This is a genomic window from Pelagibius sp. Alg239-R121 (genome assembly GCF_947331435.1).
Classification (GTDB): Bacteria; Pseudomonadota; Alphaproteobacteria; order Kiloniellales; family Kiloniellaceae; genus Denitrobaculum.
Genome location: NZ_CAMZOF010000003.1, coordinates 122,960 through 146,263 on the forward strand (window position 1 = coordinate 122,960; position 23,304 = coordinate 146,263).

The 23,304-nt window shown below is 56.8% G+C and carries 22 protein-coding genes and 1 tRNA gene; 11 read left to right on the plus strand and 12 right to left on the minus strand.

All coding sequences use genetic code 11. The features are described from left to right. The first annotated feature begins 112 nt into the window (after positions 1-112). Positions 113-925, plus strand: coding sequence for an IclR family transcriptional regulator C-terminal domain-containing protein (locus QMZ18_RS11010; RefSeq protein WP_282606348.1), 813 nt, complete (start codon positions 113-115; stop codon positions 923-925). On the opposite strand, the gene QMZ18_RS11015 is transcribed toward QMZ18_RS11010, so the two are convergent. The 6 genes from QMZ18_RS11015 to QMZ18_RS11040 all read right to left on the minus strand — a co-directional run bounded on the left by QMZ18_RS11015 (position 922) and on the right by QMZ18_RS11040 (position 7,110). After that, positions 922-1,770: a LysR family transcriptional regulator gene (locus QMZ18_RS11015; protein ID WP_282606349.1), complete on the minus strand. Its 849-nt coding sequence runs from the start codon at positions 1,768-1,770 to the stop codon at positions 922-924. The two genes, QMZ18_RS11010 and QMZ18_RS11015, sit on opposite strands and share 4 nt — an antisense overlap. A 144-nt stretch (positions 1,771-1,914) precedes the next feature. Next, positions 1,915-3,018, minus strand: a complete 1,104-nt coding sequence (locus tag QMZ18_RS11020; RefSeq protein WP_322097190.1) for a substrate-binding domain-containing protein — start codon at positions 3,016-3,018, stop codon at positions 1,915-1,917. 26 nt (positions 3,019-3,044) lie between these two features. Next, positions 3,045-4,133 carry an ABC transporter permease gene (locus tag QMZ18_RS11025; RefSeq protein WP_282606350.1) on the minus strand — a complete coding sequence of 363 codons (1,089 nt, stop codon included), beginning with the start codon at positions 4,131-4,133 and terminating at the stop codon, positions 3,045-3,047. Positions 4,134-4,149: 16 nt separating this feature from the next. Next, positions 4,150-5,691, minus strand: a complete 1,542-nt coding sequence (locus QMZ18_RS11030) for a sugar ABC transporter ATP-binding protein (protein ID WP_282606351.1) — start codon at positions 5,689-5,691, stop codon at positions 4,150-4,152. Between the two features lie 101 nt (positions 5,692-5,792). Beyond that, positions 5,793-6,374, minus strand: a complete 582-nt coding sequence (locus QMZ18_RS11035) for a gluconokinase (protein WP_282606352.1) — start codon at positions 6,372-6,374, stop codon at positions 5,793-5,795. Further along, on the minus strand, positions 6,343-7,110 hold the full coding sequence (locus QMZ18_RS11040) for an SDR family NAD(P)-dependent oxidoreductase (protein ID WP_282606353.1): 768 nt from the start codon (positions 7,108-7,110) through the stop codon (positions 6,343-6,345). The genes QMZ18_RS11035 and QMZ18_RS11040 overlap by 32 nt, the downstream gene beginning before the upstream one ends. A 310-nt stretch (positions 7,111-7,420) precedes the next feature. Here QMZ18_RS11040 and QMZ18_RS11045 point away from each other — a divergent pair, with 310 nt between their 5' ends. Next, positions 7,421-8,362, plus strand: a complete 942-nt coding sequence (locus QMZ18_RS11045) for a 2-hydroxyacid dehydrogenase (RefSeq protein ID WP_282606354.1) — start codon at positions 7,421-7,423, stop codon at positions 8,360-8,362. A gap of 36 nt (positions 8,363-8,398) precedes the next feature. Next, positions 8,399-9,433, plus strand: a complete 1,035-nt coding sequence (locus QMZ18_RS11050) for an L-idonate 5-dehydrogenase (protein ID WP_282606355.1) — start codon at positions 8,399-8,401, stop codon at positions 9,431-9,433. Between the two features lie 21 nt (positions 9,434-9,454). Here the strand turns inward: QMZ18_RS11050 and QMZ18_RS11055 are convergent, their stop codons facing one another. From QMZ18_RS11055 to QMZ18_RS11070, 4 genes are all read right to left on the minus strand, one after another. Next, a complete protein-coding gene (locus QMZ18_RS11055) occupies positions 9,455-9,892 on the minus strand; it encodes a heme-binding protein (protein ID WP_282606356.1) in 438 nt (145 codons plus the stop codon). Further along, complete coding sequence (locus QMZ18_RS11060) at positions 9,889-10,800, minus strand: SMP-30/gluconolactonase/LRE family protein (protein WP_282606357.1); 912 nt, start codon at positions 10,798-10,800, stop codon at positions 9,889-9,891. Before QMZ18_RS11060 ends, QMZ18_RS11055 begins: the two co-directional genes overlap by 4 nt. A 30-nt stretch (positions 10,801-10,830) precedes the next feature. Further along, on the minus strand, positions 10,831-11,946 hold the full coding sequence (locus tag QMZ18_RS11065) for a LacI family DNA-binding transcriptional regulator (protein ID WP_322097191.1): 1,116 nt from the start codon (positions 11,944-11,946) through the stop codon (positions 10,831-10,833). A 257-nt stretch (positions 11,947-12,203) separates the two neighbouring features. Continuing rightward, the gene (locus tag QMZ18_RS11070) at positions 12,204-13,634 is read right to left on the minus strand and encodes a DUF3422 family protein (protein ID WP_282606358.1); all 1,431 of its coding nucleotides are present in this window, start codon (positions 13,632-13,634) and stop codon (positions 12,204-12,206) included. A 993-nt stretch (positions 13,635-14,627) separates the two neighbouring features. Here QMZ18_RS11070 and QMZ18_RS11075 point away from each other — a divergent pair. After that, a complete protein-coding gene (locus tag QMZ18_RS11075; RefSeq protein ID WP_282606359.1) occupies positions 14,628-14,777 on the plus strand; it encodes a hypothetical protein in 150 nt (49 codons plus the stop codon). Positions 14,778-14,867: 90 nt separating this feature from the next. Here the strand turns inward: QMZ18_RS11075 and QMZ18_RS11080 are convergent, their stop codons facing one another. Continuing rightward, complete coding sequence (locus QMZ18_RS11080) at positions 14,868-15,074, minus strand: hypothetical protein (RefSeq protein ID WP_282606360.1); 207 nt, start codon at positions 15,072-15,074, stop codon at positions 14,868-14,870. A gap of 363 nt (positions 15,075-15,437) precedes the next feature. Between QMZ18_RS11080 and QMZ18_RS11085 the strand changes: the two genes are divergently transcribed. From QMZ18_RS11085 to QMZ18_RS11105, 5 genes are all read left to right on the plus strand, one after another. After that, positions 15,438-15,514: transfer RNA gene (locus tag QMZ18_RS11085), tRNA-Met, on the plus strand. 191 nt (positions 15,515-15,705) lie between these two features. After that, complete coding sequence (locus QMZ18_RS11090) at positions 15,706-16,797, plus strand: hypothetical protein (RefSeq protein ID WP_282606361.1); 1,092 nt, start codon at positions 15,706-15,708, stop codon at positions 16,795-16,797. 634 nt (positions 16,798-17,431) lie between these two features. Further along, complete coding sequence (locus QMZ18_RS11095; RefSeq protein ID WP_282606362.1) at positions 17,432-19,630, plus strand: VIT and VWA domain-containing protein; 2,199 nt, start codon at positions 17,432-17,434, stop codon at positions 19,628-19,630. After that, the gene (rrtA, locus tag QMZ18_RS11100; RefSeq protein WP_282606363.1) at positions 19,627-20,229 is read left to right on the plus strand and encodes a rhombosortase; all 603 of its coding nucleotides are present in this window, start codon (positions 19,627-19,629) and stop codon (positions 20,227-20,229) included. The genes QMZ18_RS11095 and rrtA overlap by 4 nt, the downstream gene beginning before the upstream one ends. 199 nt (positions 20,230-20,428) lie before the next feature. Then, positions 20,429-20,827: a hypothetical protein gene (locus tag QMZ18_RS11105; protein WP_282606364.1), complete on the plus strand. Its 399-nt coding sequence runs from the start codon at positions 20,429-20,431 to the stop codon at positions 20,825-20,827. 29 nt (positions 20,828-20,856) lie between these two features. On the opposite strand, the gene QMZ18_RS11110 is transcribed toward QMZ18_RS11105, so the two are convergent. Further along, positions 20,857-21,657, minus strand: coding sequence for a 2-keto-4-pentenoate hydratase (locus tag QMZ18_RS11110; RefSeq protein WP_282606365.1), 801 nt, complete (start codon positions 21,655-21,657; stop codon positions 20,857-20,859). A gap of 132 nt (positions 21,658-21,789) precedes the next feature. Between QMZ18_RS11110 and QMZ18_RS11115 the strand changes: the two genes are divergently transcribed. Both QMZ18_RS11115 and QMZ18_RS11120 read left to right on the plus strand, forming a co-directional pair. Beyond that, positions 21,790-22,659: a carbon-nitrogen hydrolase family protein gene (locus tag QMZ18_RS11115; protein WP_282606366.1), complete on the plus strand. Its 870-nt coding sequence runs from the start codon at positions 21,790-21,792 to the stop codon at positions 22,657-22,659. 106 nt (positions 22,660-22,765) lie between these two features. Beyond that, positions 22,766-23,293, plus strand: a complete 528-nt coding sequence (locus tag QMZ18_RS11120; protein ID WP_282606367.1) for a hypothetical protein — start codon at positions 22,766-22,768, stop codon at positions 23,291-23,293. Positions 23,294-23,304 lie beyond the last annotated feature (11 nt).

Sequence of the window (23,304 nt, forward strand, 5' to 3'; positions counted from 1 at the left end):
GCCCCTCTCGCATCCCCGTCTAGATCGCAGGGTTTGCTACGGGAGAGATTACGATCTCTGGCGGTGTTTTCGCCAGCATGCTATTTCACCAGGTGAAACTTGGAGAATCTCAATGGACAGTGTCGACTCTGTCAAGACAATCCGCGCTCTGGAGCGTGGGTTGCAGGTGCTTGAGCTTCTGGGAGCAGGGCCAACGGCGTCTTTGGAAGATCTGCATCGGCGTTCGGGTCTGGCGAAGGCCACGCTATTGCGAATTCTTCGCACAGCGATCGAAGCTCAATGGGTGCACAGACGGCCGAGCGATGGCCATTATCAGCTTGCACGCGCGGTGCAGGACCTCGGCAATCAAATTGGTCGCGAGCACATCTTGTGCGAGGTCGGCGCACCTTATCTCCAGGATCTGCAGCGAGTTGTCGGCTGGCCCTCCGACATTGCCGTTTCGCCCTCGCCCGGACAGGTCGAGATCCTGGAGACGAGCCGCTTCCGCGCGCCTTTCGCGATTAACCGGCTGGTGGTGGGCTTCCGACCCTCTATGGCGTTCTCAGCATTGGGGCGTGTCTATCTCGCATTTCTGGATCCGGGCGAGCGTGAGCCCCATCTGAAATGGCTCGCGGAGTTCGGCCGCCAGCATGAGCGACGCTATGTCTCAAGTCCGGCATTCCGGCAGGAGCTGGAGGAGACCCGGGAGCGCGGCTATGGCCGACGCGAGCCGGGCTATTGGGGACGTGTCGTCGATCACGGTGCGGAACTCGGTGCCATCGCTGTGCCGATCTTCGATGGCGAGCGTGTGCAGGCGGCCTTGAACCTGGTCTGGATCGGAAGTGTGATGAGCCAGGAGGAGGTTACGGCGCGTTATCTCAACCGCTTGAAGACCGCTGCAGACGCTATATCGACGGTCGTCTCAGGCGAAGCCGTCAAAGCTTAACGCTGTGCCGGTGACACAAAGATTTCGTCGATCCAGTCGATAACGGCCTGCACGCGGGGAAGCTGTCGGACTTCTGGATGAACGAGCAGCCAAACTTCACGCGTGAGTACCGCGGTTCCCACCGTGACCCGTTGAAGCAATGGATCGTTCCCAGCGACGATGTCTGGCAAAAGCGTTTGCCCCAAGCCGGACCGGACCGCCGCGAGTGCGCTTTCCGCGTCATTGACGCGCAGTCGTCCGACGGTTGCTCCTTCGGTCTGCTTGGACATCCAGCGGGCCTGGGGCAGATGCGCATGAGTCTCTTCGTAGGTGATCCATGGCATCGCGCGAGCCGGGTTCGATGTCGCGCTGTAGAGAGAGTAGGGCAGGTCGGCCAGACGACGGCACAGGCCGGCGTCCTTCTGCGGTCGGGCGAAGCGCAGGGCCAAATCGGTTTCGCGCCGGCTGAGGCTCAGATTGCCGGTTTCCGCTATGGTCTCCAGTTGGAGTCTTGGGTGTTTTGCCATGAGGTCGTCCAGACGTGGGATCAAATGGCTATTCATCAGGATTGGCACCGCGGTGATGCGCACTGTGCCTTCACATTCCTGGAGGGTTCCCATGAGATGTTCTTGCAGCTTTCCGGCAGTCACTTCCATGGCTTGGGCGGCAACAGCTGCGCGCTCGCCTGCCTCGGTCGGGGTTAACTGCCCGTCTGTGCGGCTAAAGAGAGCGGTTCCAAGATCGGCCTCAATTGCCTTGAGGCGCCGCGAAACGGTGGTCTGGTCGATGGCAAGCCGACGCGCTGCTGCCGAAAGAGACTCCGACCTGGAAATGGCCAAGACGAGTTGGAGTGAATTCCATTCCACCAGATGCTACCTCTGCAAAATTGCAGAAAAAGATAACATAAAAAGGCAAAAAATTCGAGAACCTGCAGGTGCGAGTTTCCCGGATGGGCAAAAAAAACGGCGGTACAGTTTCCTGCACCACCGGTTGCTGATTAAAGTTGGCGCTTATTTGCCCCAGATCTTTTTGTATTCGTCGCGATAGCCGTTGCCCGGGTCGAAGCGGTTATCCGGGCCGCCGTCGTAGGCGATGTTGTCGGGTGTCACCACGTGCAGCGGTGAGACGTAGCCTGACCACTTTTCATCGGCAAAGGCACGGTTCAGTTCGTCGACCAACTGCCAGCCTTGAAGATTGAGCGGTTCTGCGACCGTCACGGCCTGGTACTGCTGCGCCCGAACCCGCTGATAGGCTGACTCCGATCCATCGCCTGCGGCCACGTTAATTGGGGCGCCGTCACCCTTGATGCCTGCTGAAGCCAGTGAGGGGCCCATGAAATCAAAGTAGAGGTCGTTGATGGCCAGCGAGTGCGTCCACTTTTCTCCGTAGCGTTGTAGCAATGTCGTGGTCAATTGCGGCATGCGGGTCGAGGTGTCTGCGATGGGAGTATCAACATACTCCAGAACAGTTCCACCGAGGTCTTCGATGACCTCTTTCATGCGGTCGGCTTTGGCGATGGCGATGGAATAGGTCGAATCGGTGAAGATCACCACAGCGGGTTTACCGCCAGCGTCCTTGAACGCCCAGTTCGCAGCTGCGCGAGAGACCTCCATAGCGTCGGTCGTGACGTTGGCAAAAACACCGGTGCCGTCGACCGGTCCGATTACCGGGGCGGAGTGCCAGGAGACCATCTTGATACCTGCCGCCTGTGCTTGCTCGACCCCTGCTTTTTGCTCGAGAATGTCGGCACCATTGATAACCAATCCGTCCGGCTTCAATGCCAAGGCTTGGCTGAAGGCGGCTTGTCGGCCCGAGACCGATCCGCCACCGTCGATGACCCGCACATCCCAGCCGATGGCATCAACGGCCTCTTCGATCCCAGTGGTCACACCGAGCACACCGCCGTTTTTGAGGTCGGCAGCGAGCACGACGATGGTCTTGCCTTCTGCGGCTTTGGGACCTGTGGTCGGGCCATCCCAACTATCTTGCCGGGTGGCGTACTTTTGGACGACCTTTTCGGCCTCCATCATTTTGTCCTGGGCAAAAGCGCTTGTTGTGCCTGCAGCGGCCGCCGCAAATGTGGCGGCGGCCAAGGTCAATGCAATATGTTTCATCCTCTTTCCTCCCTAGTATTGTTGTCTTAATTACTGGATTCCGAATGGGTCTCGGGCGTTGACGAGATGGGTTCGTTTTTGGATGGCGGCGAAAGCTTGCGCGCGGCGCTACGTTTGCGCTGGGCATAGCCTGCGATGCCGATCGCGACCAACAGAGTGACGCCGTTGAACATTGGCTCGACCCAGAAGGATCCGCCAAACTGCTGAATGCCGGAAATGCCAACTGCCAGGATAGTGACGCCGATGATCGTGCCCCAGACATTGACGCGGCCGGGCTTGATCGTGGTGGAGCCGAGGAAGGCACCGACCAACGCCGGCAGCAGAAATTCAAGGCCGACGCTGGCCTGGCCGATGCGCAGTTTAGAGGCCAGAATGATGCCGGCCAGTGCGGTCAGCGTGCCTGAAGTAATGAAGGCGGCCATGGTATAGCGCTGCACGGGAATACCGTTCAAGGATGCTGCCTTGGGATTGGCGCCGATGGCGTACATGTAACGGCCGATCGGCAGATATTCGAAGATGAGCCACATGGCGAGCGCAATCACTAAAACATAGAATCCGGTGATAGGCAGGCCGAAGACCATTGTGCCGTTAATGGCATAGAATCCGTCCGGAAGAATGCCGACCACCTGCCGTCCGCCGGTGTGCCAGAGCGCAAGGGCGTAGAGTACGGTGCCCGTGCCGAGTGTGGCGATGAAGCTGTCGATCTTGGCGACTTCAACAAGCATCCCATTGCAAAAGCCCACAAAGGCACCGAGCAACAGCACGATCAGAACTGCAAGCGGCCAGGGCAGGCCGCCCCAGGTTTGCAGGCTGATGGCGAGAATGTGCCAGAGGACGATACCGTAGCCGACTGTCAGATCAATCTTTCCGGTCACCATCGGGATCATTGCCGCCAGCGACAGCATTGCGATGATTGACTTGTCGCTCAGGATTGAACGCACGTTCAAAAGCGTGGGAAAGGTGTTGGGCAGCAGGATGGAAAACAGCAGGATCAAAAAGACCGTCAACAGGACGAGACCGTAAACCGGCAGAAAGCGGATCAGCTTTTCACCCGGGCTGGCAGTTTGAAGTTCGTGCCGGGTAGGTTCGAGAGCATTGGATTCGATGGATTGCATATTCTTGTTCGTCCGTTCAAACGGCAGTAGCTGGCACAGCGGATTCTGTTGAGAGAGGCGATGGAATCTCGGCCGCCGACGCCGAATGGATGAGGTTGGCGATGGTCAAGGCTTCGCCTTCGAGACTGTCGACGACCTGACCGCGGCTGAACACGATCGCGCGGTGACAGATATTAGCGACCTCTTCGAAGTCGGTGGAGATGATAACCAGCGCGGTGCCCCCGGCGAGCGCCTGGTTCATGAGGCGGTAGATTTCCGCCTTGGCCCCTACGTCGACGCCGGCTGTCGGATCTTCAGCGATCAGGAGCTTGCGGTCGGTGGCCAACCATCGGCCGACAACGACTTTCTGCTGATTGCCGCCCGAAAGCGCTTCGACAGGGAGGTCGGGATCATTGGGGCGCAACCCGACGGCGTCGCCGATTTCCTGAGCACGTCGGGCCTCGCTGCCGGATGAGGTGAAGGAAAGCAGTTTCCGTCCGGTCGACGCGGGATTAAGGAAGGTGTTCTCACGTACGGACAGGGAGAGTGCGACGGATTCTTCAGTGCGGTCGCGTGCGATCAGTCCGATGGCGCTCTCGAGTGCGCCACGTGGTGAGGAGAGGTTCGGCGCCGCGCCATTGAGGCGCACTGTTCCAGCGTGGACTTCGCAACCGAACAGTGCGCGCCCGACCGATTCCTGTCCTGCACCGCGCAGGCCGACAAGCCCCAGGATTTCGCCGTTGTAGACGTCGAAATCGACAGGGCCGGCGGTCTCGGTGACAAAATTGCGAACTTCTAGGACGAGCTTTCCCGGTCGTGTGTCGGCTTTGTGGAACATCTCGTCATTTGGCCGTCCAACGATCAGTTCGACCAAATCGCTTGGATCGGTTTCGCCAATGGCCCGTTCGCCAACTAACCGCCCATCGCGCAGGACCGCGACGCGGTCGGCAATCTGAAAGATCTCATCGAGCCGGTGCGAGACATAGATAATGCCAACGCCGCGTTCGCGCAGAGGGCGTAACGCCGTAAACAGGCGCTCGACTTCGTCTGCAGGCAGGCTCGCGGTAGGCTCATCGAGAACCAGCAGGTCGGCTTCAACGGCCAGGGCACGGGCGATGGCGACCAGAGATTTTTCAATGCGGGAAAGTTCCTGGACACGGCGAGTCGGATCTATGTCGCAGCCCATTGCCCGAATGGTCCGTTCGGCCAGCTTTTCCGTCTCCGACCATTTGATAAGACCACCGCCTTTGGGAAAACCCTGCGCCAGAGAGATGTTTTCGGCCACTGTCATCCATTCTATCAGGCCGAGATCCTGATGAATGAAGGCGACGGTTTGGCGTTCGCCAAAGCGCGAGGGACGGTGCTGGTAAGCTTCGCCACGCACGAGTATGCGTCCGGCGTCCGCCGTGTGAATTCCAGCCAGAGTCTTTATCAACGTGGATTTGCCAGCGCCGTTTTCACCCAGCAGCGCAACAATTTCACCGGCCTCAATGCTCAGTGATACGGCGTCGAGCGCAAGTGTTCCGCCAAAGCGCTTGGTGATAGATTCGAAGTACAGGAGCGGCCCTTCCGCTGCCATTATGTCCTCCCAGGGCTCCGCTGTGTTTTGCGGTTATTATTTACATTTGTTTCTTTCAGCTGCTGTCGTTCGCCTGCAGCGCTGAGTTTCGCGTTCCGACGTCAGTCTGACGTGGTATCCGCCATCCTTCTCTGAATGACCGTGATCTGCGGAGACTGCATGATTTCAGAGACGATTTTTTTGACCGGCTTCGAAATACTCACTGCCATCGCGCGCTCATCATCATCCGGTCGTTCCAATGTGGCCAATTGGCTATCCAACAAAGTCGCCGGCATAAAATGACTAGTACGCCGATTGACGCGATGTTGCAGAACCTCGCGGGAACCGTCGAGCAACACGAACAATAGATTGAGATTTGACGCGCGATTTAGCCGTTCGCGGTAAGTGCGGCGCAAGGCTGAGCAGGCTGCAACGACCATACCGCGGTCCTTCGCCGCGCCAGCAATCCTGGATCCAACATCGTCGAGCCAAGGTTCACGATCGGCATCGGTCAGCGCCGTTCCGCTGCTCATTTTCTCGATATTGACCTGTGGATGAAACTTGTCGGCGTCTAGAAATTTAACACGCAGACTCCGGGCCAGCGACCGGGCGATCGTTGTCTTGCCGCAGCCTGACACGCCCATGATGACGATGCCAAGCGGCTGCATATGGTCAGAGCGTTGCTGTGACACCGCCGTCAACATAAAGAACGTGGCCATTGACGAAACTGGAAGCCGGCGAGGCGAGGAAGATCGCTGCACCAATGAGCTCATCGACGTCGCCCCAGCGCCCGGAAGGAGTTCTGCCAACCAACCAGGCGGTAAAGTCTTCATCTTTGACCAGCGCTTCTGTCAACTCGGTCTTGAAGTAGCCGGGGCCGAGACCATTGACCTGTATGTTGTGTTTCCCCCAGTCGATCGCCATGCCCTTGGTCAGCATCTTGACCGCGCCTTTCGAGGCCGTATAAGGGGCGATGGACGGACGTCCCAACTCACTTTGAACCGAGCAGATGTTGATGATCTTGCCCCGTTTTCTCGGGATCATCTGCCGCGCGACCGCCTGTCCGACGAAGAAGACGCTGTCCAGATTGGTGCGCATCAGTTCTTCCCAGGTTTCAGCAGGAAAATCTTCCAAAGGCATGCGGCGTTGAATACCGGCGTTGTTTACCAGAATGTCAAGTTCGCCCACTGAAGACTCAATCTCTGCAATACCTGAGGCGACTGCGCGCTGATCGGTAACGTCGAAGGAAGCGGTATATACCGTTGCCCCCTCGGATCGGAGACGCACGGCTGCCGCTTCCAGTTTTTCCTGATTGCGGGCATTCAGAATAACTTTTGCACCGGCAGCAGAGAGGCCGCGTGCCAAGGTGTAGCCGATACCCTGACTCGAGCCAGTGATCAACGCGATGCGGTCGGACAGGTCGAACAAGGCTGCGGTCATAGAGGCTCCAAATGCTTGAATGTTGAGTAAGCCGATAACCCGGATCTCAAGGGCTGATCGCTTTCTTTTCCACGTTTGACCGCAATGCCCTGAATCTCACTCGACAGGCTGCATCGACGCCGGAAAAGATGCATTATGTTATCGATAACAGTCAGTAATTGTCAAGCGGTTGCCCTTCAAAAAACGGTGACGATGCGGGGATGCGAAGAGCGTTGAGGTGACTTGTCAAAGGCGCTTTTTGCTCTACAATGTTATCGATAACTTATTCGGCGGCATGTCTCGCCGGCATCAGCCTTCTCGGGAGCTTTCAATGTCGAAGCCGCAGGTTCTTGTCATCGGTCCTTATCCGCAATGGGATATGGACGCGTTGGACGCTCGTTTCTCACTTCACCGCCTCTGGGAGGCTACGGATCAGGACGCTTTGTTCGCGGCCCATGCCGACAGTATTCGTGCGGTTGCAACGCGGGGCGATTTGGGGGCCGATGCCGCGCTGATGAAGCGACTGCCGAATCTGGAGATGATTTCCTGCTTCGGGGTTGGCGTCGACGGCATCGATCTGGAGTATGCGCGTTCCGCATCGATCAAAGTTGCCAACACACCCGACGTCTTGACTGATGACGTTGCCGACATGGGTGTTGCCCTGCTTCTTGCGGCGGCGCGACGTATACCGCAAGGGGATGTTCATGTGCGTTCCGGCGCTTGGTTGGAAAACGCCATGGGTCTGACCAGCCGGGTCAGCGGCAAGCGCCTAGGTGTTCTGGGTATGGGCCGGATCGGCGCTGCCCTAGCAAAACGCATGCGGGGTTTCGATATGACGATAGCCTATCACAACCGTTCGCGGCGCGATGACATTGATGCGGCTTACATGGAGAGCCCGCAGGCTCTGGCGGCGGCGTCCGACTTTTTGGTCATCACGACAGCGGGTGGTGACGGGACGCGGCATATTGTTGATGGTTCGGTCCTGGAAGCCTTGGGGCCCGAGGGTGTTCTTGTTAATATCTCCCGTGGATCAACTGTCGACGAAGAAGCATTGATCGATGCGCTGGCGCAAAGGCGGATTGGTGGCGCAGGCTTGGACGTTTTCGCGGCGGAGCCCGATATGGACAGGCGGCTACTCGACTTCGAAAACGTCGTGGTTCAGCCCCATCATGCCAGCGGCACAGTGGAAACCCGCAAGGCCATGGGCAAGCTTGTTCTCGATAATCTCATTGCGCACTTCGACGGTGTGGATCTTTTGACACCTGTTGTCTGATCTCACTGACGAAGCGAACCTGAAAGGATTTTTACCATGCGTGCGGTTACGATACATGCGCCGAACGACCTCCGGCTTGACGATGTGAACCCCGGTGAAGTCGGGGCGAAAGACGTCAAAGTCCGGATCGGCGTAGGTGGAATCTGTGGGTCTGATCTGCACTATTATCAGCATGGCGGATTCGGTGCAGTGCGGATTCGTGAACCCATGATCCTTGGTCATGAGATTTCCGGGACTGTGGATGCGATAGGTGCTGAAGTGTCTTCGGTGGCGGTCGGTGATAAAATTGCCGTTAATCCCAGCGTGCCGTGCGGTGAATGCGGTTACTGTTTGGACGGCAAGCCCAACCACTGTCTCGATATGCGTTTCTACGGCAGCGCCATGCGCTTCCCCCACGTCCAAGGGGCTTTTCGCGAAGTGCTGGTTGCCAAAGAACAGCAGTGTTTTCCCGTGCCAGCCAACGTTGATCTGACCACGGCTGCCTTTGCAGAGCCACTCTCGGTCTGCCTGCATGCGGTCAAACGCGCCGGATCAGTAATTGGAAAGAAGGTCTTGGTTACCGGAACCGGTCCAATCGGAGCGCTTGCTGTCGCAGCTGTGCGAAGGGCTGGCGCCAAAGATATCGTCGCCACAGATGTGATGGATGAGCCGTTAGAGGCTGCGAAGAAGGTTGGCGCGGACGAAGTGATTAACGTCGCCAAAAACCCGGAACGCCTGGAGGCTTATGCGGCCAATAAAGGCACCTTCGATATCCAGATTGAAGCCAGCGGGAACGATCGTGCTATTGTTGCGGGACTGGGGGCGTTGAAGCCACGCGGTGTTCTGGTGCAACTCGGCGTGGGCGGTGATGCGACCTTGCCGCTCGGGCTCATCGTCTCAAAGGAAATTGACATTCGCGGCACCTTCCGCTTTCACGAAGAGTTCGCCTGGGCAGTCGAATTCCTGTCGCGCGGTTTGATCGACGCGTCACCACTGTTGACGGACGTCATTTCGATAGACAAGGCGCTGCAGGCCTTCGAGCTGGCCGGTGATCGCTCAAGAGCGATGAAGGTGCAAATCTCATTCGATTGACGGCCAATTAATCCTTCTGAATTAGACGTCCAGGTCAGCGCCAGCGGCTTCCAGGGCGGCCCTTGCAACCGCACGGTCCTGTTCGCCGCTGCCCGAGCCTACGCCGATACCGCCTATTGGCTCACCCTCAAATCGGATCGGCAGTCCGCCTGGAAGGGGCGTGATGGCGCCATCGGTCGCGAGTCCGAGCGCCATTCCGACATTCATGTCCAGATTGCCTGTTGCGGCATTCATCGAAGCTGCCGTTCTTGCCTTGGCCGTGGCGCTACGCAAACTGAGGAACTTTGCTCCGCTCATGCGTAAAGACGCGATCACCTCGCCGCTGCGGTCGACAATCACGATGCACTGCGGAACCTCGATCTTCGTAGCGTGGTCGACCGCTGCAGAGAGCATGGTCAGAGCACCGCGGTGAGTGAGCACTCTTGAGTCGGCGACGAAGGGTTCGATATTCTCGCTCACGGCTGCTGAACTCCCTGGGTGTTGAGGTGTATTGAATAGAGCGACGAAGAGGCGGCGATGAACAGCCGGTTTTTCTTGGGACCGCCGAATGTGCAGTTGGCGATTTTTTCCGGAACCATGATTTTGCCAATGCGTTCGCCAGCGGCCGTGTAGACCTGGATCGAATCTTCCGAACTTGTGTAGAGATTGCCGTTGACATCGAGACGGAATCCATCGGCCAATCCCGGATCGACGATGGCGAAGACCCGGCCGTTGGTTAGTGATACGCCGTTAACGACATCAAACACCCGAATGTGGTGGGCACCCTCGGGGTCGTGCGACTTGCCGGTATCGGAGATATAGAGCAGGCTTTCATCGGGCGAGAAGGCAAGGCCGTTGGGTTTGTCAAAGTCGTCCGCCACGACGCCTAGCTCGTTCGTTTCCGGGTCGAAGCGGTAGACGTAGTTCGCGCCGATTTCACTTTCGGCCTGATAGCCTTCCTCGTTGCTCATGATACCGTAGGGTGGGTCGGTGAACCAGACTGTTCCGTCCGATTTGACGACGACGTCGTTGGGCGAGTTGAGTTTCTTGCCCTGATAATTATCGACCACACAGACCACGCTGCCATCATGCTCCGTGCGGCTGATCCGGCGACCACCGTGTTCGCAGCTCACCAAGCGTCCTTCGCGGTCGCGCGTATGGCCGTTGGTGAAATTGGAGGGGGCGCGATAGACGCTCATGCCGTCGGCTGGGGACCATCTGAGCATGCGGTTGTTGGGAATGTCGCTCCAGAGAACATAGTCACCTTCGAAGAAATAGACCGGTCCTTCACTCCAGGTCGCCCCGGTGCAATGACGCTCGAGAATTGATTCCGGCAACAACAGGTCCCTCATCCTTGGGTCGAGAATCTCAATGTTCTCCCAGGACATTTCTCACCCTTTCCTTCTTGTCTGTTTTTTTTATGTGCTTTCCCTGGAGACGACTTTGAAGTCGATCTTCACGGTCGCAGGCGCGACCTCTTCTCCCGCCCGGATCCTGTCGATTGTCGAGAGTAGAAGCTCGCCGGCCTGCTTGCCGATGTCGTAGCTGTTCACCGTGACGGTCGTAATGGAGGGCCAGCAGCAGCGCGAGACTTCGAAGTCACCGAAACCGGCAACCGCCACACGACCAGGTACGGACCAGCCGCGCCGATGGCATTCCATGATCACGCCAAAGGCGGAGAGATCGGAAACGCAGATAACCGCGTCGACCTCGGGCCACTGTTCAATCATCTGTGCAATGGCCTGGCCACCCTGTTCCATGGAGATTGGTGGCGTGCCGAATGTGATGATATGACCTTCACCCAGTCCGAGTTCGGACATTGCGGCTTCGTAACCGGCGCGCCGGTCGGCGCCGCGCGTGTCTCGGTTGCTGGAGCCGCCAATGAACCCGATGTTGCGGTAACCACGTTCGACAAGGTGATGGACCATTGCGCGCGAGGCGTCGGCATTGGAAAAGCCGACAACTTGATCGACCGGCGCCTCTGGCAGGTCCCAAGTCTCGATAATTGGGATCGCTGCCGATTCCAACAGCCGGCGTGCCCGTTCCGTGTGGAATCCGCCAGTCAGGATCATTCCCTCCGGGCGCCGTCGGAGCATGGCCGAGATCAATTCCTCCTCCCGCCCGGACGAGTAGTCAGTGTAGCCCAGCAGGAGTTGAAGCCCGCGTTCAGAGAGCGCGTCGGTCAAACCGCAGGCGGTATCGGAAAAATTCGAGTTGTTGATGGTAGGAACAAGTGCCGTGATGAAACCGGAGCGTTTCGATGAGAGGCCGCCTGCGGTCAAGTCGGGGACATAACCGATCTCTTCGATGACCCCGAGGATACGTTCGCGTGTCGTGGCTGAGACCGAGGCACCATCTTTCAAGGCCCGCGACACGGTCATCGCAGAGAAGCCGGAGAGCCGTGCCACGTCGGCCATGGTTGGACGCGGCAGGTTAGAGCGAAATAAGCTTCCGCGGGAGTCGTCAGGATTCCCATCAGCTCGCATTGTACCGCCAGCCGTTCCTGTTTTGGGGTCTTTTTCTTCTGTCGCCATGCCCTCTTGTCCGAGTCGCCCGTCCTGCTGTGCCATCAGGTTATTGGTCTTATTCTTTTCTCAACATCCCGGCTTTGTACCGTTTCGCTGGTGTTGGCAGCCTTATGGGATCAATTGGCAGTGAATGCCGTGCGAGGCAAGAACATCATTGCACCAGGGTGTCCCCTGACGAGACCCTGCTCTCAGGGGCGCCGAAAGTGATCAGTTTCGAATGTTATCGATAACAAATGTTGTATTGATGATCAAGCGCAAGGTGATCAGGAGTGCTTCTCACCATCGTGGGCCGACTTCCTGATGCGGCGTACCATCAGCCAGACGGATAGGACGATGAAGGGCGCGGCAACCGTAGTGATGACCGAAGAGTCGACGGGCAGGTAGCTTTTGGGGATTCCCTTCAGGAGCCAGGATAGAATGCCGATGCAATAATAGCTGACCGCTGCGACGGAAAGACCTTCAACCGTCTGCTGCAGGCGCAGTTGCAGCTGAGAGCGCCGGTCCATTGAGGCCAAAAGATCCTGGTTCTGGCGTTCGAGCTCGACGTCAACCCTCGCCCGGAGCAGCGACGATGCCCGGGCAATGCGTTCGGAGGTCGAAGATTGCCGGTCGAGAATTGCCTGAAAGCTCCGAATCGCGGGCCCAAGCCGCCGTTCGATGAAGACGGAAAGGCGCTGATAGCCTTCGATGCGTTCTTCGCGCAGCTCGTCCAGACGTGACGCAACAATCGAATAATAGGCTTTGGCCGCGCTGAAACGGAAGTTGGTTTCAGCGCCAACAGTCTCAGCCCGCGCGGCCAGAGAGGTCAGTTCGGTCAGCAGCCGGGCCTGATCGTCGGGGCCGGCCGAGCCGATCTCCTGGATCAGTTTGCGCAGTTCATCGTCGATCTGGCCGATGTTCCGGCCGGCGGACTTTGCGACGGGCCAGGCAATCAGCGCTAAGGTGCGGTAGGTTTCGATATCGATCAGGCGTTGAAGCAGTCGCCCCGCACGGTTCGGATTTTCGGAGTCATCGCGAACCAGGAAACGAGAAAACCCGTCTTCGTGGAACGTGAAGTCCGTCATGATCTTGGCTCTGCCGCCGTTGGCGGTCACTGCGACGATGCGGTTGCCGGACAGCAAGTCCGTTTTTTCTTTTCCCAACCAGCGCGGATCTTGCGGACTGTCGACATAAAAACGCAATGCAACGACGGGCTTTCCGGTCTGCTTTTCGGCTGATTTCTCGGGCGTTGTGCCTTCGCTGGTTCCCATAAGATCCGCAGTAATAACCCGTCCGAAGACGGCTTCGGACCCGTCCGGCGGGTTTTTGCAAAGGACGGTATAGGAGCAGAATTCAGTGTGGCGTTCCCACTTGAAGATGACGCGGTCGTCTTCGAGAACCAATTGCTGCTTAGCGTCGGAGCCGACGGAATGGCCAAGCTGCTGCGCAACGTTGCGCACGTTCTCCCAATCTTTTTGCGCGTCGAGTTCGCCGGACAGAAAAACAAGATGCTCGCAGATGCACGGAGCTGCGGCTGTTAACGACGGCCTTGCATTGGTTTCCGCCATGACTTCGTGTCGCAGGGGGTGGAGTGAGTCGCCGGAAAGGCGTACCGATTCTTCCTGCTGCGATTCAGCCAAAATGTCATCTTTTACCGATGCGCCCTTGGTCAGAGCGGCTCGGTTTTCCTCGATTTCACGCTCTAATCTGTGCATGGAGCTCCACCTCGGTCAACCTCGCGCCTACGAGCCTGGGCAAGATTTGGGATCCTCGCGGCATTGTGCAGAGTTATCACAACAAGTCACATCCAAAACGTTAGCCTGGCAAAAGGCTGCAACGATCTTCCCGATAGCAGGGAGGTCTCTTGCAAATCAGAGGGCATTTAGTCGCATTTAGGCGCTTTGCAGCGTCGCTTGCCTGCCTGATGAGACTGATAGCACCAAGAAGAGTGGGCGTGATTTTTTAAGAGATGTGTTGGAAGCTGCTGCGCCTTGTACGGGAAATACCGCATGTTGCAGGAGCCTGAAGATCCCCATTTCAGATAAAGAGCGCCATGTTTCGTCTATGATCTGTGTCTGGTGGCGCTCGTTAAAGTGTTGGTATCACTTGCACCGCGTCGTGGCTGTGCCTTCAGCTAGGAAGCAGGATCACGGCGCGGTGTCCTTTCTCCTGAAAACACAGAATCCTGCTTAAAGTTGCTGCTGGTCCCCAGAACACTAGGGAAGTTCGACCGTGGCATCCAATTGGCTCGCCTGACTTCTGGGCGTTTCGGCGCCTCAAGACGTAATTCCTACGTAACAGGCAGGCTGATTCGGACCTTCAGAGCGGTTTGCCTCTGTGCTGCTATGAAAAGATCGTCAATTTGATGCATCATTTCGGTGGTCCGAGCCTCGGCGGCCATATCCGGCGATAACAGAGAGTTTTTCAACCGATAACCGTAAGCTTATAGGGGAATTTGATTGGCAAGGCGTCAAGATGCGACGCGCGAGCAGCCTTTTGTAATTCCAGCATAAATGGCAATTACGAATTTGTTCGCTTACTGACAAACCACTTGATTCAATGACGTTTTTCGCTGTAGCGGGGGTCGGGAGGGATGAAATTTTTTTGAACAAGATGTCTAAAGTTTTGGTTAAAGATGTGTTACCTTCTTCCCAAATAGAGTTTCGCAGACAGAAATCGTGCAGCGAATCCAGTTAGGGGAAATACGGATGAACAAAACGGATCATCAGGATCTTGGAAAGCTCGCAGGTTCGGCCGAACACGAAAAATGGCCGGCGTTGCGTTCGACGGCCTTTATTCTGCTTACAAGTGTGGTGATATGGCTGGCCTTCGTAATGGCCGTTGCCAACTTGGGTTAGCCGATCGGACTGACTTACCGCGCATTAGGATTGGGCCCGGTTGTAGAGCCGGGCTAAGACGTCTTGTTTTGAAACCAGCGTCGCCGCTGGTCAGCTTCCCTCCATGCTGGCGAGCATCTGCCTGAGCACTTCGCAGGTAAAATCCTTGTCCTGGACCGTACCGAACCCCCTGACATCGTAACCACCCTTGCCGTCTTCTTTCAGTCCGATTGCAATCAGATGTTCGGCGCCAAATTCCTGCATTTCTCGTACAAGATTGTCGAACTTTGCTGTGTCGGTAGAAGAATTCTTGTCCATGATCAAAGGGTCCTGTCACTGAGCCTAGAGAATTTCGCATGAAAGCGATTTCAAGTTAAGTTCTCTAACTATTTGTTTTAGCGTGCTTTTCCGCTGCGTAAGAGAAGCCGGATTTGCGGAAACAGCTGCTACCGATGATGAGAGAAATACACGTTCTGACGGAACCTGCAAGGTTCGATCCGGGCGCGTTCGCTTCTTGCAGGCAGGACAAGAAGTTTGCCGCTATGGCGCGATATTCGACACCGGTGCCCGGAGTCTATGCGCCAGCCGGAGCGGGAACACACAAAAGCACCCCAAGGCCCTTGACAGAAGGGCGCCTGACCACCTATACGCCTGCGTCTGACGGCATGTTTCCATGCTTGTGGCGGAGTAGCTCAGCTGGTTAGAGCAGCGGAATCATAATCCGCGTGTCGGGGGTTCAAGTCCCTCCTCCGCTACCAATTTTACTAATAAAATCAATAGTTTAGAGTGAAATCAGACCGATAATGGTAGCAGTTTAGCACGTTATTGTTGTTGGTTTTACGAAGCGCGCGTGCAGTTCAACGACTATAGGCTGCTTGTTATTGTTTCTATACAACCAAGTTGGTTTTCGCCTATCCTAGATTGACTATATCTCGGATCGGCGTAACCCATGGACGCATTAAAGGCCTTTGCGGATATCGCTCCGTTCCTCTCCAATCCTCTGGTGTTGGTGGGTTTCGTCCTGCTCTTGTTCTTCGGCATTCATCGGACTTTGATCAAATCCGGGGTCCTGCGGCCGTTGTCCGAGAGGCAGGGCGGCGTCGTGGTCAAACTCTTGCTGAAGTACGGCTTCGTGATTGCATTGGTGATGATCCTTTGCGGTTTTGGCTACGCCTTCTACACGGCAACGCTAGATGTGGAGCGAAGTGCTAAGGTCGCTGAGACAGTTAAAGTTCTGCAAGAAGCTCATGAGCGAGAGATTGCCGAGTACCAACGTCGCGAAGAGGCGTATCAGAGACGAGATGAAGAACTGACCAAAGCGGTCACGGCATTTGCGCATTTAGCCGAGAAGCCCGACGCTCCGCAGAGTGTCGAGGACGCTCAGAAAGAGTTGGAAGCCGGAAATCCGGAGGCAGCGGAGCAAATCTTTGCTGACACTTTGGAGCGAAAGGCGGCCGAGGGCGAAGCGGCGAACAAGGAAGCCGCCGCTGCTGCGCGTCACCTCGGTGCACTGGCGACCTTGAACGATGCGCAAAAGGCATTGGTTGCCTACCGGCGAGCAAGCAAATTGGATCCAGAGTACTCGAGTGTTTGGATTAGCTTGGGGGACGCGGCTGTCACAGCAGGATCTCTTGCGGAAGCGGAGCGGGCGTTCCGCCAATATCTTGAGTTTCAGGAACAGGACGGTGATGAGCGCGAGATATCGGTCAGTCATAACAGGATCGGCGATGTTCAGGTTGCGCAAGGCGATCTTAGCGGCGCACTGAAGAGCTATCAGGCTGGATTGGAGATTGCCGATCGTCTCGCGTCACAGGATCCCGGGAACGCCGGCTGGCAACGGGACCTTTCGGTCAGTCACGAAAGGATCGGCGATGTGTGGATCAAGCTCGGAAAAGAACAAACCGCACTAGTGTCTTATTCACAGAGCTACGATATCGCGAAGAAGCTGGCTGAGAAGCATCCGGAACATCCAGAGTTTCAGTCAGATCTTACATACCTAAATGAAAAGCTCAGCGTTTATCGAGGTGTTTTTGAAAAGTGAGAGCATTTTGAGTGATGCGGCTAACACTACGCCGAAAAACTGATGAAACCCGAAGTACTTTTAGGGTCAAATCCCTCCTCCGCTACCATTCTTTTCGAACCAATTCGACTCTTTGAGCACGTCGGTCCTACGGGGTCTGATGCGAGCGGTTCGCCCTAGTGCAATTGATCGAACCCGCAGACCTCTCTCAATACTTGGGAGGCATCGGGCTCACTACGAATGTGGCCCGGGTTGTTTCTTCACCAGGCCTTGCCTGTTTTCGCTCATCGAGATGTCTGCGGATGACACGAGGGTCAATTTGCAATCGGTACAACTTGAGAGCACCGGGGCTCAGGCGTATGGGTCTAAGGGAGCCTGGTTAAGCATGCCAGGTTCCGGGCTTAAGCAGTTTTTTCCGCCCAAAGTCTTCTTCCGGTTGCCGACACAGCCAGGTCGGACCCATCAAGTGTCGCGACTTAGCCGGTGCCGGTGATTATAAAGTGAACACTGTTCAAAAAATATTGAACAGTGTTCACGATCGACCTATGTATCACTTCTCGTTCAATTGAGAGCCGACCCTGCTGCGTCGACATGTGTCCGCGCAAAGGTTTGCGAAAAAATTGAACAATGTTCATTATTGTTAAGGAATCATCCTATGCCTTACGAAGCCCGAAAATCCTTAAAAGCACAGTTCGCCGGGCTGTTATTAGCGGCGACACTGCTCGGCGGTACGACCGGTCAGTCCGATGCTGCCGGGCTGCTTTCGCCCAAGGACGGGAGCTCTCCACCCTTGAGCATCCGAGAACACAACGTCAGCGTCGTGATCGAAGACGGCTATGCCATTACCCGTATTGAACAGGTCTTCAGCAACCCGCACAGCTCGGATTTCGAGGCTGTTTATTCTTTTCCCGTGCCCGAAAAGGCGGCGGTGTCGGAGTTCACCTATTGGATTGACGGGCAGCCGGTCTCCGGCGAGGTGCTCGAGAAAAAGCAGGCCCGGGACATCTATGAAAAGGAGAAGGCTGCAGGGCGGGAAACCGCGATTACGGAACAGGACGACTATCGCACCTTTGATATATCCGTCTGGCCGGTGCGGGCCGGACAGGATGTAAGGGTGAGGCTGTCATATATTCAACCGGCTCATATCGACACAGGTGTCGGACGCTATGCCTATCCGCTGGAAGATGGCGGGGTCGACGAGCAGAAGAATGCCTTTTGGTTCACGAACGAACGGGTCATGGAAAGTTTCGGGTTCGAACTGGAACTGCGTTCGGCGTTTCCGCTTCAAGGTCTGCGCCTGCCGGCCCATCCCGATGCAAAGATCTCGCGCGACGCCGAAGGGGACTGGCATGTGAAAATAGTTAAGACGTCGCCGACCGCAGGAGCGGCCGCGCGAAGCGTTGGGGGTGCTGCTACGGACGACGCTGGCGAAGTGCCGCACACCGTGCCATCGGGACAAATTGCAATCGAAAGTCCAGAGGCAATGGAAGGGGCTGTGACAGAGGCGAGTCGATTGAACAAGGACATCGTGGTCTATTGGAAACTGCAGGATGGTCTGCCAGCCAGTCTCGACCTGGTTGTCCAAAAGGAGGTCGCCGAAGGCCGCGGCACCTTCATGATGGTCCTCACGCCTGGTGATGATCTTGCCCCTATTGCCGAAGGGCGCGACTGGGTCTTCGTGCTGGACATTTCGGGCTCGATGGATGGAAAGTTCTCCACCTTGGCGCAGGGTGTCTCGGAAGGCCTGGATCGTCTGACTCCGAAAGACCGCTTCCGGATTGTGTATTTCAACAACGGCACGCGCGACAGTGGCGGTTTTGCAGCGGCAACACCGGAGAACATCGCCCAGGCAGTCAGAGATTTAGCCAGAGTGAAGCCGAATGGCGGAACCAATCTCTACGCCGGTTTGGCGCACGGCCTAACACAGCTCGACAGTGACAGAACGTCCGGCTTGGTTCTTGTGACAGATGGGGTTGCCAACCTGGGGGAAACCGAGAAGCGTTCTTTCATCAAGCTTGTTGAGAAGCAGGACGTGCGTCTCTTCACCCTGGTAATGGGCAACAGTGCCAATCGGCCGCTGCTTAACGCCATCAGCCTGGCTTCGGGCGGTACGGCGATCTCGGTCTCCAACAGTGACGATGTCGTCGGCGCGGTTTTGTCGGCGACCAGCAAGTTGACCCATACAGCGCTGCACGACGTAACGATCGCGATCGACGGCGTACGCACCGCCGACATTTCTCCCAAACGGATTGGCAGCCTTTACCGGGGACAGCAGTTGGTCGTGTTCGGGCACTACTGGGGCGGTGGCGACGCGGACGTAACGCTGAACGCTAAGCTGTCCGGGCAGCCGGTCTCTTACAGGATGCACTACGACTTCCCGGAGGTGCAGACTCGAAATCCTGAGATCGAGCGGCTTTGGGGCTTCGCCGCCATCGAAGATCTGATGCAGGACATGGAACTCTTTGGTTCGACCGAAGACGGCAAGCAGGCGGTGACAGATCTCGCCGTCGAAAACGGCCTGGTCACGCCCTTTACTTCGATGGTCGTGGTGCGGGAGAAGCTCTTTGCACAGTATGGTATTGATCGCCTCAATCGAGACCGTCTGGCGTCGGAAGCTTCTGCGCAGCAGGCCCGGACATCACAGCCAATACAAAGCAAACCGGTTGCCCAGACTGGCAGTAAAAGTGCCGGTTCTGCCTTCAGCAATGACCGGGCCTCTTACTCTGGTGGCGGATCGGGTGGCAGTTCAGGCGGTGGCGCGGGCGCTATCGACCCCTTGATCTTGGTCTTTCTGCTGATGGCCGCTGTTCCCCTCGCTGTGGCGCGTTTCAAGAAAGGGGAGCGAGGAGCGTGACAACCGCATCCCGCGGATGGAAGAGCCATGACAGCCTCGCGTTGCCATGGTTCTCCCTTGTTCTGGCTGCCCTCGCTGCCGGCTGTTTTGTCGTCTTCGGTCCCGCGCCCGATCTACTGGTATGGGATCGTGCCGGGATTGATGAGGGTGAATTCTGGCGTGGCGTCACCGGTCACTTCGCGCATAGCGACGTAGAGCATTTAGTCTGGAACCTTGCGGCACTGAGTGGACTGGCCGGGTTGCTGGAATGCAAGTACGGCTTTTCCGCTGCGAAACAGTTCAGCCTGTTGGCCGTGTCGGCGATCGCCATTTCTGCTGTCGTCTATTGCTTTCGGCCCAACCTAGTTCGCTATGTCGGTCTGTCCGGAATTCTGAACGGCTATTTCATACTTCTGCTTTGGCATGTCTGGCAGGAATATCGACACCCGACCACACCGCTGGTTGCGTTAGGCGTGATTGGAAAAGTCGTTTTTGAAGCGTTCGCTGAAAGGTCGCTGTTCGGTGTTGGGGACTGGCCGCCGGTTCCCGAAGCTCACGCCGCCGGCGTCGTTACAGGAATCTTGTTCGTGGCGGTGTCCGCTTGCCGTCGATCTACGTGATGAAGACAGAGCAGATCGAGGAAGCCTGATTGCCGGCTCTGCATCTTTCTAAAGGACCCATCATGTTCGTCCCTGATTCAGGGCCAAACAGTCATCCACCAAGAGGCGTCTTGTGTGCAAACCGTCATGCGGGCAGCTTGATAATGAAGCGACGTTGGAAGACCCTTACTGAGCCAGTGCGCAGAAGCCGAGGCTGGTCATGACACGTCCGGGCGCGGTGACAGAGCTTCAATTTCCGGTCATTGAAACCGGCGAAGTGGATGGGTTGATCCTGTTGCGGACCGGACCGGCCGGCGAAAAAGGGTCGATCGATGCCGATTTTGATTTTACCGGCAACGAGGCCGGGACAGGCGAACCTGGCACCGGGCTGCGAGTCCTCTTAATCGATGACGACGGCAAGGTGGTCGCCGAAACTGTCAGTGCTTACGACGGCTTCTTCTTCATCAGCCCTGTGCCTTACGGGCGCTATCATCTGATGCTCGACGAAAAACAACTCCGGGAATTGGGCTATTCGTCCGGGCCCACCCGACGCTTTGAAATCCGCGAAGACGAGCCCGTCGCGGCGGGGCTGGATCTTATCGCCTTGACGCCCTTGTGAGGGCTCTTGGAGCGTTCTCTACAAAATGATCAGGCTTCGAAGCTGACAGCGATGTCGCCGAGACCTTCGACGCTGTAGAGCACTTCATCGCCGATCTGGGGAAAGCGGGTCTTGAGCGCACTGCCTGTGATGACAATGTCGCCTCGGCGCAGGATCTGCCCGCGCCCGATCAGGTGATTGGCGATCCATGCCAACCCTTCCAGCGGGTGCCCCAAAGCGTCGCCGGTCACGCCGCGGTCGATGGTTTCGCCGTTCCAGGACAGCTCGCCCACCGCATTGGTCAAATCCAGATCGCGCCAGTCTGTAACCGGTTCGCCAAGCACGACGCCGCCACACCAGCAGCGGTCGGTCAAAATCGATGCCGCATCCAGATCGCTATAATCTGCATTACGATCTTCGATTAACTCAAACGCCGTCATGCAGGCTGCAACGTAACCTGCAATGCTATCGCGATCATAGGCTGTGGTGGACGCCGGCACGTCGCGATCCACCTCGACCGCGACTTCGAATTCGAGCCCGAGGTGTAAAAAATCGGATAGCTTCACGCTGGCAGGCGATCTCTGGATCGTCTTGGCGACAATTCCGCCATAGGCCGGTTGATCGACACCGCAGAGCTCCTGTACCGCTCTGGAGGTTAAGGCAATCTTGTGCCCACCCATGGGGCCGACGCCACCTTCGGTCTCGAACAGGTGATGGACTTTGTCCTGGATTCGATACGCCGAGTCCAGGGATCCAGGAGCGTCCAGGCCGCGCAGAGGCTGGAAGTTTTGCCGTTTGCTGTGCGCATCGAAGATTTTGCGTGCGACGCGTTGTTCCTGCTCTGCTTCCAAAGTTTCAGCCTCCTAAAAAAGCGTAACCGTTTATCAGCGTTGTTGTATTACGGGGCTGATAGAATGCCCGGGAAACGGTCTCTTCGTCGATAGGGCTTCCATAAAGCGCCCGGAATCTCCTAAAGTGAGATCATGTCTGATACCTATAAAGCGGCTTGCGTTCAAAATTGTGCCACGGCAGATGTCGCACAGAACATTGCTGTTACTCTTGAGTTGACGCGCGAGGCGGCGGCGGCCGGGGCCAGTTTGATATGTCTACCCGAATACTTCTCGGGACTGGAAACCATTGACGGTTTGCTGCATCCGGCGGCATTTCCCGAGGGCGATCATCCGGTTCTTCCGGCCTTTAGCGAAGAAGCGAAGAAGCTCGGCGCCTGGATTCTTTTGGGATCTCTCGGGGTTAAATCCGATGACGGCCGTATCTTTAATCGATCCTACCTGCTGGATGCGTCAGGCACAGTCACAGCGCGATATGACAAGATCCATATGTTCGATGTGAATCTCGGCGCAGGGAAGGTCTATCGGGAATCAGCGACGATTGCACCGGGTTCCGAGGCTGTTATTGCGCAAACGCCATGGGGCGGCCTGGGACTATCGATTTGCTACGATCTGCGGTTTGCACCGCTCTATCGGACATTGGCGCAGGCCGGTGCCAGCATGCTGGCGGTGCCGGCTGCCTTCACCAAGATGACCGGCCAGGCTCACTGGCATATTTTGAATCGGGCACGCGCCATTGAGCACGGTTGTTTCGTCATTGCACCTTGCCAATATGGGACTCTGGTCGGCGGCGGTGAGTGTTACGGACATTCGCTCATAATAGACCCTTGGGGCGAAGTTCTGGCGGATGGGGGCGAAGGGCCGGGTGTTGTGGTTGCCGACATTGATCCACAGGCGGTTTCGCGTGCGCGTGGTCGCATTCCCGCCCTTGAGCATGATCGCATGGTCTTAATCAAGGGCGATCCAAAAGCGCCAGGGCCGCACGCAAAGAATGCAGCCGAGTGAGGCTTCGATAGAGCCAGCGCATAAGTGGTTTTCGCCAGCCGCGAGGCCGTGCGATCTTCACCAGGCTAAATATCCCCAACAACCGCATGAACAGGTAGATCAAAGCATGAAGATTCAGGAGGCCCTTCGTTCGTTGCCGACAAAGCCCGGCGTGATCATTGCAACCATCATTGTCGTTCTGGGCGGAGGTTGGCAGGGCTATTCACTGAGAGAGTCCTGCGTGTACAAGGCGGGTTTGACGTCCGGCCTGACCACTGCGATTGAGACTTCTGCTGCGGCCGGCAGCAGCGAAGCCCCTGTGCCTCTGAATTTGGCCAATGTGACGGATTTTGCCTGGGACGAAGTGCAGATCCTGCAAAACTACCGTCTGACGACAACGTCGCTTGATTGTCCATTCGGCTGGCATTGGTCCGAAGATGCTCGAAGCGAACTCGCGGCAAAAGGATTACTGACCGTACTTGCTTTCTTTCAGAACGGAACTTTTGTCGACTTCATGGATCACAGCGGTGAGATCGCAACCTTCGAAGTCAGCGAAGACAAGATCACCAAAGCACAGGCGCAGTTCCGCGTCATACCTTCCCCAGATGGCAAGGGCCCCTTTCTTGTGCAACAACTCGAAAGCGATGAGTCTTAAGCGTCGGTAAG